The sequence below is a fragment of the Lysobacter yananisis genome, assembly GCF_031199375.1.
GTDB lineage: Bacteria > Pseudomonadota > Gammaproteobacteria > Xanthomonadales > Xanthomonadaceae > Lysobacter > Lysobacter yananisis.
The window spans coordinates 4,088,387-4,103,925 of sequence record NZ_CP133568.1 but is presented as its reverse complement, the minus strand read 5'-3'; the positions used below and the strand labels follow the sequence as shown (position 1 = coordinate 4,103,925).

13 protein-coding genes are annotated in these 15,539 nt (G+C 69.4%); 8 read left to right on the top strand and 5 right to left on the bottom strand.

The annotated features are described in order from the left end of the window. Positions 1-69 precede the first annotated feature (69 nt). Complete coding sequence (locus tag RDV84_RS17155) at positions 70-1,227, top strand: phospholipase A (RefSeq protein WP_078997567.1); 1,158 nt, start codon at positions 70-72, stop codon at positions 1,225-1,227. A gap of 237 nt (positions 1,228-1,464) precedes the next feature. Continuing rightward, positions 1,465-2,496, top strand: a complete 1,032-nt coding sequence (locus RDV84_RS17150; protein WP_079000006.1) for a patatin-like phospholipase family protein — start codon at positions 1,465-1,467, stop codon at positions 2,494-2,496. Between the two features lie 205 nt (positions 2,497-2,701). Here the strand turns inward: RDV84_RS17150 and RDV84_RS17145 are convergent, their stop codons facing one another. Beyond that, positions 2,702-4,216: a fumarate hydratase gene (locus RDV84_RS17145; protein ID WP_309151026.1), complete on the bottom strand. Its 1,515-nt coding sequence runs from the start codon at positions 4,214-4,216 to the stop codon at positions 2,702-2,704. A gap of 157 nt (positions 4,217-4,373) precedes the next feature. Here RDV84_RS17145 and RDV84_RS17140 point away from each other — a divergent pair, with 157 nt between their 5' ends. After that, positions 4,374-4,742, top strand: coding sequence for a hypothetical protein (locus RDV84_RS17140; protein ID WP_309151025.1), 369 nt, complete (start codon positions 4,374-4,376; stop codon positions 4,740-4,742). Between the two features lie 66 nt (positions 4,743-4,808). Here RDV84_RS17140 and RDV84_RS17135 read toward each other — a convergent pair whose 3' ends face one another. Then, the gene (locus RDV84_RS17135; RefSeq protein WP_309151024.1) at positions 4,809-5,036 is read right to left on the bottom strand and encodes a hypothetical protein; all 228 of its coding nucleotides are present in this window, start codon (positions 5,034-5,036) and stop codon (positions 4,809-4,811) included. Between the two features lie 86 nt (positions 5,037-5,122). After that, positions 5,123-5,359 carry a hypothetical protein gene (locus tag RDV84_RS17130; protein WP_078999987.1) on the bottom strand — a complete coding sequence of 79 codons (237 nt, stop codon included), beginning with the start codon at positions 5,357-5,359 and terminating at the stop codon, positions 5,123-5,125. Between the two features lie 224 nt (positions 5,360-5,583). Between RDV84_RS17130 and RDV84_RS17125 the strand changes: the two genes are divergently transcribed. Then, positions 5,584-7,482 carry an ABC transporter ATP-binding protein gene (locus RDV84_RS17125; RefSeq protein ID WP_309151023.1) on the top strand — a complete coding sequence of 633 codons (1,899 nt, stop codon included), beginning with the start codon at positions 5,584-5,586 and terminating at the stop codon, positions 7,480-7,482. A gap of 243 nt (positions 7,483-7,725) precedes the next feature. Beyond that, positions 7,726-8,922 (top strand): PQQ-dependent sugar dehydrogenase, encoded by a 1,197-nt coding sequence (locus tag RDV84_RS17120; RefSeq protein WP_309151022.1) that lies wholly within the window; start codon positions 7,726-7,728, stop codon positions 8,920-8,922. Positions 8,923-9,117: 195 nt separating this feature from the next. Here RDV84_RS17120 and RDV84_RS17115 read toward each other — a convergent pair whose 3' ends face one another. Further along, positions 9,118-11,511 carry a Tex family protein gene (locus RDV84_RS17115; protein ID WP_425606239.1) on the bottom strand — a complete coding sequence of 798 codons (2,394 nt, stop codon included), beginning with the start codon at positions 11,509-11,511 and terminating at the stop codon, positions 9,118-9,120. Between the two features lie 261 nt (positions 11,512-11,772). Here RDV84_RS17115 and RDV84_RS17110 point away from each other — a divergent pair, with 261 nt between their 5' ends. Together RDV84_RS17110 and RDV84_RS17105 are read left to right on the top strand one after the other, a co-directional pair. Beyond that, the gene (locus tag RDV84_RS17110; protein ID WP_309151021.1) at positions 11,773-12,582 is read left to right on the top strand and encodes a ferredoxin--NADP reductase; all 810 of its coding nucleotides are present in this window, start codon (positions 11,773-11,775) and stop codon (positions 12,580-12,582) included. A gap of 4 nt (positions 12,583-12,586) precedes the next feature. Next, positions 12,587-13,189, top strand: a complete 603-nt coding sequence (locus tag RDV84_RS17105; protein ID WP_309151020.1) for a TlpA family protein disulfide reductase — start codon at positions 12,587-12,589, stop codon at positions 13,187-13,189. A gap of 37 nt (positions 13,190-13,226) precedes the next feature. On the opposite strand, the gene RDV84_RS17100 is transcribed toward RDV84_RS17105, so the two are convergent. Next, entirely contained in the window at positions 13,227-14,150 is a 924-nt protein-coding gene (locus RDV84_RS17100) for a LytTR family DNA-binding domain-containing protein (protein ID WP_309151019.1), read from the bottom strand. Positions 14,151-14,304: 154 nt separating this feature from the next. Here RDV84_RS17100 and RDV84_RS17095 point away from each other — a divergent pair, with 154 nt between their 5' ends. Next, a complete protein-coding gene (locus RDV84_RS17095) occupies positions 14,305-15,498 on the top strand; it encodes an acyltransferase family protein (RefSeq protein ID WP_309151018.1) in 1,194 nt (397 codons plus the stop codon). Positions 15,499-15,539: the final 41 nt, after the last annotated feature.

The following is a 15,539-nucleotide window of genomic DNA, read 5'->3' as shown; positions in this document are numbered from 1 at the left end:
CTCCTGCACCGCAGGCCCGGCGCCTGCGTACGAACGCCTCGCACGCTTGCCTATCGGACGTCCTTGCTTATGTTCTATTCCCGCTCCCTCCTGACGACCGCGCTGGCCGCCGCGCCGCTGCTGGCCTCCGCGCAGACCGCGCCGCAACCGGCCACCGCGCAGGCCTGCGTGGCGATCAACGGCGACGCCGACCGCCTGGCCTGCTACGACGCGGCGCTGGGCCGGCAAGGCGGCGACGTGCGCAACGCCGACATCGCCGCCAAGGAAGCCAAGGCGATCCAGCGCAACCTCGAACTCGGCGACGAGCTCGCCGGCCAGCCCAAGCCCGGGGTGGTCGAGCGCGCGCGCCAGGCCGCCGGCGGCGGCGTGTTCGCGCACGACGCGCCGCTCGCCGATGCCATCGCCAACGCCGGCAAGGGCGGCCTGCTCGACAGCCGGTGGGAACTGGCCAAGGACTCCAAGCTGGGCCTGTTCAACTTCCGCGCCTACAAGCCGGTGTACCTGCTGCCGGTGTTCTGGAACAACGATCCGAACACGCGCCCTCACTCGCCCAACCCGCGCAACACGGTCAGCGAGCCGCAGTCGCTGGACAGCGTCGAAACCAAGTTCCAGATCAGCTTCAAGACCAAGGCGGTGGAGAACCTGTTCGGCGACAACGGCGACGTGTGGATGGGCTACACCCAGTCCTCGCGCTGGCAGGTCTACAACGCCGAGAATTCGCGTCCGTTCCGCGAGACCAACTACGAGCCGGAAGTGTTGCTGGTGTTCCGCAACAACTACCGCATCGGCGATTGGAAGGGGCGCATGTTCGCAGTCGGCCTCAACCACCAGTCCAACGGCCGCGCCGATCCGCTCTCGCGCAGTTGGAACCGGGTGATGTTCAACATCGGCCTGGACCGCGAGGACTGGGCGCTGACGCTGCGGCCGTGGTACCGCGTCTCCGACGGCAACGACGACGACAATCCCGACATCGAGGACTACATGGGCCGCGGCGACCTGACCCTGGTCCACCGCCGCGGCGGCCACGAGTTCTCGCTGATGGCGCGGCATTCGCTGCGCGGCGGCGACCGCTCGCACGGGGCGCTGCAGTTCGATTGGGGTTTCCCGATCCACAACCAGCTGCGCGGGCATCTGCAGATCTTCGACGGCTACGGCGAGAGCCTGATCGACTACAACCACAAGGCCACCTACATCGGCCTGGGCATCTCGTTGCTGGAGTGGTACTGAACCGGCCGTAGCCCGTGCAGGAGCGGCGCGAGCCGCGACCGCGACAACGCAGCTGCGACGACAGTTGCGGCGTGGTTGATTTGTCGCGGTCGCGGCTCGCGCCGCTCCTACAGGGGAGCGTCCTTCGACGCCGGCGAACGATCGCCGCCGCGCGGACAAAACACGGGAACTGCGACACCGTCGGCCCTGCCGCGCAGGTAGCCCGCGCTACCCTGCCCCGCCCTGACGGAAATCCCGATGAAGATGCGGCGCATCCTCTGCCTGGACGGCGGCGGCATCCGCGGTCTGGTGAGCTGCCACTGGCTGGCCGGCGTCGAGCAGGCGCTGGCGCAGGCGGGAAAACCGCCGGCGGGCAAGGCCCGGGCCGAAAACGCCCGCGACGCACCGGCCCCGAGCGCCAAAACCACGGGCGGCAAACACGGCCTGCTCGATCGCTTCGACCTCCTCGCCGGCAGTTCGACCGGCGCGCTGGTGGCCTGCGGGCTGGCGGCCGGCTTCTCGCCCGACGCGCTGGCGCAGCTGTACCGCGACCAGCGCCATACGATCTTTCCCAATCTCGCCGGGCGGCTGTGGTCGCGCGCCAACCGTTTGGTCAGCGACGGCTTCTCGGCGCCGCGCTACGACGGCAGCGGGATCGAGCAGGTGCTGCGCAAGGTGTTCGGCAAGACCACGCTGGGCCAGCTCAAGGCGCCGGTGCTGGTGACCAGTTACGACACGATCTCGCGCACGCCGGTGATCTTCAAAAGCTTCGACCCCAAGCACCGCGACCTGCCGGTGTGGGAGGTCTGCCGCGCCTCGACCGCGGCGCCGACCTATTTCCCGGCGCATCCGATGAAGGTGGAAGGCAAGCACTGCGCGCTGATCGACGGCGGCGTGGTCGCCAACAATCCCACCGCCTGCGCGATCGCCGAAGCGCTGCGCAAGGACGCGAAAGTGGACAACAGCCGCGACCTGGTGGTGCTGTCGGTCGGCACCGGCGAGCGCACCCGCAGCATCAGCCTGGAATCGGCGCGGACCTGGGGCGCGCTGGAGTGGGCGGTGCCGATCATCGACGTGCTGTTCGACGGCAATACCGATTCGGTCGATTACATCGCCCGGCAGTTGGTCGGCGACGGGTATTACCGGATGCAGGCGGAGCTGTTGGTCGGGTTGGACGACCTGGACGACACCAGCGAGACGAACGTGCTGGCGTTGGAGACGCTGGCGAAGGAATACCTGACGCGGCCTGCGACGAAGAAGATGTTGGCGCAGCTGGTCAAGAAGCTCTGAGCCAAACGTTCGGCGCGCAACCGCATGGGCTACCTGTAGGAGCGGCGCGAGCCGCGACCGCGGCAACGCAACTGCGTCGATGCTTGCGTCGTTATTGCGTTGTCGCGGTCGCGGCTCGCGCCGCTCCTACAGGGGCTTCGGCCGAAACGCAGACGCCCGGCCGGAGCCGGGCGTCTTGGGGTCGCAGCGCGATGCAGGCCGAGGCTTACTCGACCACCACCGGGATCTTTCCGATGCGCGCCTGCCATTCCTTAGGCCCGGTCTTGTGCACCGATTCGCCGGCGCTGTCGACCGCGACCGTCACCGGCATGTCCTGCACGGTGAATTCGTAGATCGCTTCCATGCCCAGGTCGGCGAAGCCGACCACGCGCGAGGCCTTGATCGCCTTCGACACCAGATAAGCCGCGCCGCCGACCGCCATCAGGTAAACCGACTTGTGCTTCTGGATCGCCTCGATCGCGGCCGGGCCGCGCTCGGCCTTGCCGACCATGCCGAGCAGGCCGGTCTGCGCGAGCACCTGTTCGGTGAACTTGTCCATGCGCGTGGCCGTGGTCGGGCCGGCCGGGCCGACGACTTCGTCGCGCACCGGATCGACCGGACCGACGTAATAAATGAAGCGGCCCTTGAAGTCGACCGGCAGCGGCTCGCCCTTGTTGAGCATGTCGACGATGCGCTTGTGCGCGGCGTCGCGCCCGGTCAGCAGCTTGCCGTTGAGCAGCAATACCTCGCCGGGCTTCCAGCTCGTCACGTCTTCGGCGGTGACCCTGTCGAGATCGACGCGGCGGCCCTTGGACGAGTCGTAGGTCAGCTTCGGCCAGTCTTCCAGCGACGGCGGGTCGAGCATGACCGGGCCGCTGCCGTCGAGGGTGAAGTGGGCGTGGCGGGTCGCAGCGCAGTTCGGGATCATCGCCACCGGCAGGTTGGCGGCATGGGTCGGGTAGTCCTTGACCTTGATGTCGAGCACCGTGGTCAGGCCGCCGAGGCCCTGCGCGCCGATGCCGAGCGCGTTGACCTTCTCGTACAGTTCCAGGCGCAGTTCCTCGGCGCGATTGCTGGCGCCGCGCGCCTGCAGCTCGGTGATGTCGATCGGTTCCATCAGCGATTCCTTGGCCAGCAGCATCGCCTTCTCGGCGGTGCCGCCGATGCCGATGCCGAGCATGCCCGGCGGGCACCAGCCCGCGCCCATGGTCGGCACGGTCTTGAGCACCCAGTCGACGATGGAATCGGACGGGTTGAGCATCGCGAACTTCGACTTCGCCTCCGAACCGCCGCCCTTGGCCGCGACGATGACGTCGACGGTGTTGCCCGGCACGACCTTGACGTTGACGACCGCGGGCGTGTTGTCCTTGGTGTTGGCGCGCTTGCCGGCCGGATCGGCCAGCACGCTGGCGCGCAGCTTGTTGTCGGGGTGGTTGTAGGCGCGGCGCACGCCTTCGTTGACCATGTCCTCCACGCCCATGGTCGCGCCGTCCCAGCGCACGTCCATGCCGATTTCCAGGAACACGGTGACGATGCCGGTGTCCTGGCAGATCGGCCGGTGGCCCTCGGCGCACATGCGCGAGTTGATCAGGATCTGGGCGATGGCGTCCTTGGCCGCCACGCTTTCCTCGCGCTCGTACGCGGCGGCGAGGTTCTTGATGTAGTCGACCGGGTGGTAGTAGCTGATGTATTGCAGGGCGTCGGCGACGGACTGGATCAGGTCGTCCTGGCGGACGACCACGGGGCCGCGGGAAGCGGCCGAAGACGGAGTTGCGGTCACGGCGGGCGATAAGGCTGGCGGTGGGGACGGCTATTCTACCCCTCCCGGCCCGGCCGGCGGCCGCGGCCGCGACGCCGCCCCCTCCATCGGGCCGACCTGCCAGGGCGAACCGCATCCGATGAGCCTCCGACCGCCGAAATCGCCGCCGCCCGGCCCCGCCGCGCCGCCGTTCAACCCGCTGTGGCTGCTGGCCGGCCTGGCGTTCCCGTCGCTGGCGGCGATCGCCGCGCTGGCACTGGCGCCGCGGTTCGAGGCGGCCTATGCCGGCCTGGGCGCCGAACTGCCCGCGCTGACCCGCCTGGTCTTCGATTACGCCTGGGCGCCGTGGCTGTTGGATGTGGCGGTGTTGGCGCTGTGGCTGGCCGCGCCGCAGGCGCAGCGCGACCGCTGGGCCGGCCGGTTCGGCGTGGTCGCGGGTCTGGCGGCGATCGCGGTCCTGGTGGTCGCGCTGTATCTGCCGTTCTTCGGCCGCGCCGCCGCGCTGTAGCGCCGCTCGCGCGAGCGGCCCGCCCCGACGGAGCGGGCCGCCCCGACGGAGCGGGCCGCGCCGGCATTACTGCGGGCAGGCGTCGAGCACGCAGGAGCGCCACTGCAGCTCGCAGTAGTACGCGCCGGCGCCGTGTTCCTGCTCGCACTCGCGCTGCAGGTCGTAGCAATAGACGCCGCCGGCGCAGACGATCAGGTCGCGCGGCGTGGCGGTCGCGCCGAACGCGAACGCGAAGGCGAACAGGGCCAGGGCGAGGCCGGCGCGGCGGGTCTTGAGCATGGCGAACGATTTCATTCGAACTCTCCTTTTCGATGGCGGTTGCGGTTGCGGTTGCGGTTGCGGATCGGGCCGGGCTCGGGCTCGGCCGCGACGTTCCGGACTTACTGCGGACAGGCGTCGAGCACGCAGCCGCGCCACAGGCGGTCGCAGAACGCCGCGCTCTTGCCCGAATCCAGGCACGGCTGGCGCACTTCGGCATCGCAGTAGACGCCGCCGCCGCAGACGATGATGTCGCGCGAAGCCGCGGTCGCGCCGAACGCGAACGCGAAGGCGAACGCCGCCAGCGCGGCGGTCGCGCGCCAGCGCTTGAGCGGCGCGGGCAATTGCTTGAAGGTCATGCGAATTCTCCTTTTCGTGGCGAACCGGCCGTGCCGCGGCCGGGCGCTCCGCGCGGAGCGCGCAGTTACCTTACCCGCGCGTCCGCCGGCCGCGACCTGTCAGTAACCACAGCGCAAATGTTCGAAACCGCGACGGCGCGCATGAAGGCCGCGCGCGCCGCGTCGTCGCCGGCCGCCACGGCGCCGTGACGCCGCCGCGCCGCGGGAGTTGGCAGAATCGCCGCATGAGCCGACCCGATCCCGCCACTCCCGCGCCGTCCGATCCGGCCCGCGCCGCCGGCCACGCCGGCAAGCCCAGCCTGCGCGAGCGCTTCGACGCGCTGCGCAACCTGCCGCCGTTCCTGCGCCAGATCTGGGCCACCAGCCCGGCGCTGACCCTGGTCACCCTCGGCCTGCGCCTGGTCCGCGCGCTGCTGCCGATCGCGACCTTGTACGTCGGCAAGCTGATCATCGACGAGGCGGTGCGCCTGGTCGCCTCCGGTGTGCACGTGGATTCGCTGGCCCAGGCCTGGCACGGCGGCCAGCTCGACACCCTGGCCGCGCTGCTGTTGCTCGAATTCGGCCTGGCGGTCGGTTCCGACCTGCTCGGGCGGATCATCAGCTACGGCGACCAGCTGCTGTCGGAACTGTTCACCAACGCCACCAGCGTGCGCCTGATGGAGCACGCCGCGAACCTGGACCTGGAGGACTTCGAAGACCCCGACCTGCAGGACCGCCTCGACCGCGCGCGCCGCCAGACGGTGGGGCGGATGAGCCTGATGAGCCAGTTGTTCGGCCAGGTCCAGGACACCGTCACCGTGATCAGCTTCGCCGTCGGCCTGCTGGTCTACGCGCCGTGGCTGATCGCGCTGCTGGCGGTGGCGCTGATCCCGGCCTTCGTCGGCGAGGCCCACTTCAACGCGCTGGGCTATTCGCTCAACTACGCCTGGACCCCGGAACGGCGCCAGCTCGAATACGTGCGCCAGATGGGCGCCAGCGTGGAAACGGCCAAGGAGGTGAAGATCTTCAACCTCCACCGCTTCCTGATCGCGCGTTATCGCCAGCTCGCCGACAAGTTCTTCAAGGCCAACCGCGCCCTCGCCCGCCGCCGCGCGTTGTGGGGCACGGTGCTGGCGGGGCTCGGCACGCTGGGCTACTACGTCGCGTACGGCTACATCGCCTGGCGCACGGTGAAGGGCGATTTCAGCATCGGCGATCTGACTTTTCTGGCCGGCAGCTTCCGCCGCCTGCGCCAATTGCTCGAAGGGCTGTTGGTCGGCTTCTCCCAGGTCGCCGGACAGGCGCTGTACCTCGACGACCTGTTCTCGTTCTTCCGGATCGAGCCGGAGATCGCCTCGCCGGCCGACGCCGCGGCGGTGCCGAAGCCGATCCGCACCGGCTTCGTATTCGACAACGTCGGCTTCCGCTATCCCGACGCCGAGCACTGGGCGCTGCGCGGGCTGAGCTTCGAACTGCGCGCCGGCGAAGTGCTGGCCCTGGTCGGCGAGAACGGCGCCGGCAAGACGACCCTGGTCAAGCTGCTGGCGCGGCTGTACGACCCCGACGAGGGCCGCATCCTGCTCGACGGCCGCGACCTGCGCGAATACGACCTGGACCAGCTGCGCGCGAGCATCGGCGTGATCTTCCAGGACTTCGTCCGCTACCACCTCACCGCCGGCGAGAACATCGGCGTCGGCCAGATCGACGCGATGGACGATGGCGAGCGCATCCGCGAGGCGGCGCGGCGCTCGATGGCCGACGAAGTCATCGAATCGCTGCCGATGGGTTACGACCAGCAGATCGGCCGGCGCTTCAAGACCGGCGTGGACCTGTCCGGCGGACAGTGGCAGAAGATCGCGATCGCCCGCGCCTACATGCGCGACGCGCAGGTGATGATCCTCGACGAACCGACCGCGGCGCTGGACGCGCGCGCCGAGTTCGAGGTGTTCCAGCGCTTCAAGGAACTGTCGCAGGACAAGACCGCGGTGCTGATCTCGCACCGCTTCTCCAGCGTGCGCATGGCCGACCGCATCCTGGTGCTGGCGCAGGGGCGGCTGGAGGCCAGCGGCACCCACGAGGAGTTGTTGGCGCAGGGCGGGCGCTATGCGGAGTTGTTCGAGTTGCAGGCGGCGGGGTATCGGTGAGCGGCGGCATGCGGTCGTGCGCGCGGCCGTTGCGGCGGCACGGGCATAGACGGATGGCGACGTAGGCGAAGGTTCGCGGTCGCGGCTCGCGCCGCTCCTATAGGGAGCCCATGTAGGAGCGGCGCAAGCCGCGACCGCCATGTTCAGGCCTCTGCGCGAGCTACAAACGCAAACACAAGTCGAATTGTCGCGATCACCGCATCGGGCTATGGTCGAACGCATGTCCCCGCCCAGGAACGATGCATGACTTTCGACCTACGCCGCGGCGCGCTCGCCGCCGCCCTGCTGCTTAGCCTGGCCGCCTGCCAGCAAGGCAACGACGCCGCGGCCGCGGCCGCCGCGCCCAAGCCGGCGCCGAAGCAAGCCACCACCCACGCCGTGCCGAGCGAACTGGGCGAGCTGCAGGTGACCGAAGTCGCCAGCGGCCTGGAGCATCCCTGGGCGGTGGCGCTGCTGCCCGACGGCGGCTTCCTGGTCACCGAACGCCCCGGCCGCCTGCGCCGGGTCGGCGCCGACGGCGCGATCTCCGCGCCGCTGAAGAACGTGCCCGAGGTCTGGGCGCAGGGCCAGGGCGGCCTGCTCGACGTGGTGCTGGCGCCGGACTTCGCCAGCAGCCAGCGCATTTATCTCAGCTACGCCGAACCCGGTCCCGACGACAGCGCCGGCACCGCGGTGGCGACCGCCACGCTCGGCGCCGACGCGCTGAGCGATGTGAAGCGGATCTACCAGCAGCAGCCGAAACTGGTCGGTCCCAATCACTTCGGCTCGCGCATCGCCTTCGACGACAAGGGCCACGTGTTCATCACCCAGGGCGAGCGCCAGCAGCGCATGGCCTCGCAGGAACTGGACAAGCTGCAGGGCAAGCTGGTGCGGCTGAATCTCGACGGCAGCGTGCCGGCCGACAATCCGTTCGTGGGCCGTAACGACGCGCGCGCGGAAATCTGGAGCTACGGCCACCGCAACATGCAGTCGCTCGCGATAGACCCGCGCACCGGCACCGTGTGGGAAGCCGAACACGGCCCGCGCGGCGGCGACGAGATCAACCTGCCGCAAGCGGGCAAGAACTACGGCTGGCCGATCGTCACCCACGGCATCGACTACAGCGGGCTGAAGATCGCCGAGGCCGAAGGCAAGGAAAAGCCCGGGATGGAGCCGCCGTACCACGTGTGGGAGAAATCGCCGGCGCTGTCGGGCATGGCCTTCTACACCGGGCACGCCGGCTCGGGCTGGAACGACAGTCTGTTCCTGGGCGCGCTGTCGGACGGCAGCCTGATCCGGCTGAGCCTCGACGGCGACAAGATCGTCGGCGAAGAACGGCTGCTCAAGCCGCTCGGCTGGCGCATCCGCGACGTGCGCGTGTCGGCCGACGGCAAGGTGTATGCGCTGACCGACGACAGCGATGGCAAGTTGTTGCGGATCGAGCCGCCCAAGGCGAAGTGATGGCGGCGGCGCGGTAGGACGGGTTCGTCGCTGTTGAAGGTTCGCGGTCGCGACTCGCGTCGCTCCTACAGGTAGCCCATGCAGGAGCGACGCGAGTCGCGACCGCGCCGATGCAACCACCGCGAAAACCACCCGCAACCCGATAACGAAAAAGCCGCCCGACGGCGGCTTTTTCTTTGCATCGCTACGCGCGAATCAGGACTTCTGCTTGGCCCGCGCGAACGCATCCGCCAGCGCACCGCCCAGCGGCGCCGAGCCCTTGCCCGGCGGCGCGAACGAACCGCCGCGCTGCTGCGGCTGATCTCGGCGACCGCCGCCGCGCGGACCGCCACGGTCGTTGCGCGGCTCGTTGCCGCCGCCGCGTTCGCCGGGCGCGCGCGGCGCCGGCACCGGGTCGTCCAGGCGCCGGGTCAGGGCGATGCGCTTGCGCGGGATGTCCACTTCCAGCACCCGCACTTTGACCACGTCGCCGGCCTTGACCACGTCGCGCGGGTCCTTGACGTACTTGTCCGACAACGCCGAGATGTGGATCAGGCCGTCCTGGTGCACGCCGATGTCGACGAACGCGCCGAACGCGGCGACGTTGCTGATCACCCCTTCCAGGATCATGCCGACCTGCAGGTCCTTGAGGTCCTCGACGCCGTCGGCGAACTTGGCCGCCTTGAACTCCGGACGCGGATCGCGGCCGGGCTTTTCCATTTCCTTGAGGATGTCGCGCACGGTCGGCACGCCGAACTTGTCGTCGGTGTAAGGCTCCGGCTTCAGGCTGCGCACGAACTGCGGATCGCCGAGCAACTGCTTCACCTCGCGCCCGCACTGCTTGACGATGCGCTCGACCACCGGATACGCCTCCGGGTGCACGGCCGAGGCGTCCAGCGGCTCGTCGCCGTCGACGATGCGCAGGAAGCCGGCGCATTGCTCGAAGGTCTTCTCGCCCAGGCGCGGCACCTTGAGCAGGTCCTTGCGGGTCTTGAACGGGCCGTTTTCGTCGCGGTGGCGCACGATGTTCTCGGCCACGGTCGAGGACAGGCCCGACACCCGCGCCAGCAGCGGCGCCGAGGCGGTGTTGACCAGCACGCCGACCGCGTTCACGCAGTCCTCCACGCGCGCGTCGAGCGCGCGCGCCAGGCGGTACTGATCGACGTCGTGCTGGTACTGGCCGACGCCGATCGCCTTGGGTTCGATCTTGACCAGTTCGGCCAACGGGTCCTGCAGGCGCCGCGCGATCGACACCGCGCCGCGGATGCTCACGTCCAGATCCGGGAACTCCTTGGAAGCGAATTCCGACGCCGAATACACCGACGCGCCGGCTTCGCTGACCACGGCCTTGGTCAGCTTGGCATCGGCCATGAGCTTGATCAGATCGCCGGCGAGCTTGTCGGTTTCGCGCGACGCGGTGCCGTTGCCGATCGCGATCAGCTCGACCCCGTGCTTGACGCACAGCGCGCGCAGCGTATGCAGCGACTGGTCCCACTGCTTGCGCGGCTCATGCGGGTAGATGGTGTCGTGGGCGACGAACTTGCCGGTGGCGTCGACCACCGCGACCTTGACCCCGGTGCGCAGGCCCGGATCGAGCCCGAGCACCGCGCGCGGACCGGCCGGCGCGGCCAGCATCAGGTCCTTGAGGTTGTCGCCGAACACTTCGATGGCTTCGGCTTCGGCCTTTTCGCGCGCCTGGCCGAACAGGTCCAGCAACAGGTGCAGGTGCAGCTTGGCGCGCCAGGTCAGGCGGCAGCAGTCCAGCAGCCAGCGATCGGCCGGGCGGCCCTGGTCGCTGATGCCGGCGTTGACCGCGACGCGGCCCTCGCCCTGCTGGTGGCCGGCTTCGGCGTCGCTGCCCGGATCGAGGTCGAGGAACAGGATTTCCTCGCGGCGCGCGCGGAACAGCGCCAGCAGGCGGTGCGAAGGAATCTTGGCCAGCGATTCGACGTGGTCGAAGTAGTCGCGGTACTTGGCGCCTTCGTTCTCCTTGCCCTCGGCCACGCGCGCGCGGATCATCCCGACTTCGCCGAGCCAGGTGCGCAAGCCGCCGACCAGGGTCGCGTCCTCGGCCCAGCGCTCCATCAGGATCGCGCGCGCGCCGTCGAGCGCGGCCTTGACGTCGGCGACCTGCTTTTCCTCGCTGACGAAACCTGCGGCGAACTCGTCCGGCTTGAGCGTCGGATCGGCCAGCAACGCATCGGCCAGCGGCTCCAGCCCGGCCTCGCGCGCGATCTGGGCCTTGGTCCGGCGCTTGGGCTTGTACGGCAGGTACAGGTCTTCCAGCCGCGCCTTGCTGTCGGCGGCCTCGATGTCGGCGCGCAGCTCGTCGCTGAGCTTGCCCTGCTCGGCGATGCTCTCCAGCACCGCGGCGCGACGGTCCTCCAGCTCGCGCAGATAGCGCAGGCGCGATTCCAGATCGCGCAGCTGGATGTCGTCGAGCCCGCCGGTGACTTCCTTGCGGTAACGGGCGATGAACGGAACCGTGGCGCCTTCGTCGAGCAGGCCGACCGCGGCCTGGACCTGCGAGGTTTGGGCGCTGATCTCGCCGGCGATGAGCTGGGCGATCTTGCGGGCGATCTGTGCGGACTGCGCGTTCTGGTCTTGCATCGTTTCCAATCGTCTAGCCCCGACCGCGGGGCGCGCGTGGATTGTCGCAATGCTGGGGGGATGGGGGAACCCGTTGACAGGACTAGGGTTTTGGGGTCCGGGAGGGGGGAGGAGTGAGCGGAGAGGAGTGAGGAGTGAGCGAAGGCAGGATTCCGCCCTTGCTCACTCCTCACTCCTCTCCGCTCACTTCTCCAAGATAAGAATCGATCTCATCCAATCGAGTACAATACCCGTCCGCCCCGCTCCACAGCCCACCGCGCAATGTCCTCCGCCTTTGGCACCGAGACGGTGCTGGACGTCCGTCACTGGACCGACGACTACTTCAGCTTTACCACCACCCGCGACGACGGTTTCCGCTTCGACAACGGCCAGTTCGTGATGATCGGCCTGCAGGTGCAGAACGAGAACGGCGTGGTCAAGCCGCTGCTGCGCGCGTATTCGATCGCCAGCGCCAACTGGGAAGAGCAGCTCGAGTTCTTCAGCATCAAGGTGCCCAACGGCCCGCTGACCTCGCGGCTGAAGTCGATCCAGCCCGGCGACAGCGTGCTGGTCGGGCGCAAGCCGACCGGCACCTTGCTGATCCACGACCTGCATCCGGGCCGCAACCTGTATCTGCTCGGCACCGGCACCGGCTTCGCGCCGTGGCTGTCGGTGATCAAGGACCCGGAGACCTACGAACGCTTCGAGAACGTCGTGCTCTGCCACGGCGTGCGCAGCGAGCAGGACCTGGCCTACCGCGACTACATCGTCAACGAATTGCCGCAGCACGAGTTCCTCGGCGAACAGATCGCGGCCAAGCTCAAGTACTACCCGGCGGTGACCCGCGAGGACTTCGTCTTCGACGGCCGCGACCAGCGCGGCCGCTTGACCCAGATGATGGACAGCGGCCGGATGACGGACCAGCTCGGCCTGGCGCCGCTGGACGCCGAACACGACCGCGCGATGATCTGCGGCAGCCCGCAGATGCTCGCCGACTTCCGCGAGATCCTCGACCGCCGCGGCTTCGTCGCCGCGCCGCGCATCGGCACGCCGGGGCAGTATGTGTTCGAGCGCGCCTTCGTCGAGAAGTGAAGCCTTGCGCCGGCTGAGGCCGCTGGCCGGCCTGCTCGTGGCGCTCGCCTGCGCGGGCGTCTACTCGAGCACCTACGCGGGCACGTCGGCGCAAACGCCCGCCCCCGCCGCGCCCCCTGCGGCGGCGCAACCCGCGCGTGCCGCGTCCGCCGCGCCCGCGCTCGGCGATCCCGCGCCCGACTTCCTCGGACTCGACCGCAGCGGCCGACCGGTCAAGGTCAGCGACTACCGCGGCAAGCCGGTGGTCATCAGCTTCTGGGCCGGCTGGTGCGCGCCGTGCCGGCGCGAGCTGCCGATGCTGTCGACCCTGCAGCGCTCGGTCGGCCGCGAGCATCTGCAGGTGATCGCGGTCAACCTCAACGAACCGCGGCACGACTACGAAGAATTCCTGCGCCTGAACCCGGACCTGGACCTGGATTTCATCCGCGACCCCGGCAGCGCCGCGCGCTACTACGGCGTGCGCACGGTGCCGAACCTGTTCGTGGTCGACCGCGACGGCAAGCTGGTGCAGGCGCACCGCGGCTATTCGCCGGAGAAGATCGAGCAGTTCGTGCGCGAACTGGCGCCGCTGCTGCCGCCGCGGGCCGCGCGCAAGCCCGGCGGATGAAGCGCCGGCGCGGCGGTTGCGCCCGCCGCGCGCCGGCTCACCCCGCCCGCCGCTCGCGCCGCAACGCCGCGCGATAACGCCGGCTGCACGGCACCTGGCTACCGTCGCGCATGGTGATGCGCGCGTCGCCGCTCTCCAGCGGTTCGATTTCGCCGACGCAATCCAGGTTCACGATGTAGCTGCGGTGCACGCGCGCGAAGCGTCCCGGATCGAGCTGGCCCTCGATCGCCGCCATCGTGCTGCGCAGCGGATAGTCGCGGCCGCGCACGCGCAGGTTGACGTAGTTGGACGACGCCTGCAGCCACTCCACTTCGTTGGCCGCGACCAGGAACTCCTTGCCGAGCTTGCGCACCAGGAAGCGCTCCGGGCGCTCGGGCTGGGCCGGCTCGGGCAGGTCGTCGGGCGGCGCCAGCACGCTGGCTTCGCCCTGCAGGCGCCGCAGCAGCAGCCGGTAGCCTTCGATCCACAGCACCATGTAGCCGTAGGAGCGCGCGTCCTTGAGGTACTCGTAGACCAGGTTGATGCCCCAGCCGCCCAGTTCGTAGCGTTCGCCGACGCTGGCGTAGACCGCCTGCCGGATCGCGACCATGCCGACCACGTGCAGGACCGACCAGACCACGCTGGCGAGCAGGTGCAGGGCCAGCGTCCGGCGCCAGCCGTCGAGCTGCAGCGGCACCGCGCGGGTGAACCAGACCAGCGCCGGCACCAGCGCCAGCGCGGTCGCGCAACTGCTGGTCTCCCACACCAGCGGCGCCCAGTCGGGGATGTCCAGGCCGTAGCGGTGGATGTCGATGATCGAAGTCAGGGTGCCGGCGGCGGCGTTGATCGCGAACAGCACGACCCAGAAAGCGATCTCGACCGGCCGGCGCCAGGGTCGATAGCGGTCCCAGGCGCCGCGCTCGGGCTCGGCGGCGGTGGCGGGCGGGACGGCGGCGAGGGCCGCGGAAGCATCGGCGTTCATGCCGCGCATTCTCGCCCGCGCACGACCCGGGACGGCAACCGATCGTCCCCGCGGGCCGCGTTCCGTCCCCGCCGCGCCCCGTCCGGTCACCCCGCCGCGCCACGCAAGTGATTGAACCGGCAAGGTTCGTCCCTCCTCCCAGCGCGAACCGACCATGCAACGCCGCTACGACATCGACGCCCTGCGCGCCCTAGCCTTCTGCCTGCTGATCCTCTACCACTGCGCCATGCTCTACGTCGCCGACTGGGGCTGGCACCTCAAGAGCCCGCACCTGTCCGAGGGCCTGCAGTGGCCGATGCTGCTGGTCAACCGCTGGCGCATGGATCTGATCTTCCTGATCTCCGGCCTGTCGGTGCACTTCCTGCTGCGCGGCACCGGCGCGGGCCGGTTCCTGGCCCAGCGCAGCTGGCGCCTGCTGCTGCCGCTGACCTTCGGCTGCCTGTTCGTGGTGCCGATCCAGCCGTACGCCCAGGGCGTGGCCAACGGCCTGGTCGAACCCGGCTTCGGCGCCTTCCTGCTGCGCTACTACCAGTTCAAGCCGTGGCCGCAGGGCGCGTTCGACGGCTGGCAGTACGGCTTCACCTGGAACCATTTGTGGTACCTGGCCTACCTGTGGGTCTACACCGTGGTCCTGACCGCGTTGCTGCCGCTGCTGCGCAGCCGCGCCGGACTGCGCCTGCAGGGCGCGTTGGCCTCGTTGCGCGGCTGGGCGCTGCTGGTCTTGCCGGCGTTGCCGCTGGCGCTGTTCTCGATCCTGCTGCAGCCGCACTTCGCGGACACCGGCGACCTGATCCACGACTGGCATCGCCACGCGATCTATTTCACCGTGTTCCTCTACGGCTACTGGCTCGGCAACGACGCCGGCCTGTGGGCCGAGCTGACCCGGCTGCGCCGGCGCACGCTGACCTTGGCGCCGCTGCTGTTCGCCGCCTACCTCGCGCTGCTGAAGCTGCTGCCCGAAGACGTGCCCGACGCCGTGCAATACCTGATCTGGACCTTGCGCAGCGCCTATATCTGGACCGCGCTGTGCGCGATCCTCGGTTGGTCGCACCAGTTGTTGAACCGGCCGCTGCACTGGTTGCCGTGGGCGACCGAGGCGGTCTATCCCTGGTACGTGCTGCACCAGAGCCTGATCGTAATGATCGCCTACTGGATCCTGCCGCTGAAGTTCGGCGCGGTCGCGGAACCGGCGATCGTGCTGGCCGGCACGGTGGCGGGCTGCTTCGTGCTGCACGAGATCGTCCGGCGGGTGCCGCTGTTGCGGCCGTGCTTCGGCTTGAAAGCGCGCAAGCGGCGCGTGCCGGCGGGCTTGGGCCCGGCTTCGGCGCCGGCGCCGAAGCCGGCTTGAGGCGCGCAAGTTTTCAGGGCGCGCGCAACCTTCGTGCGTCG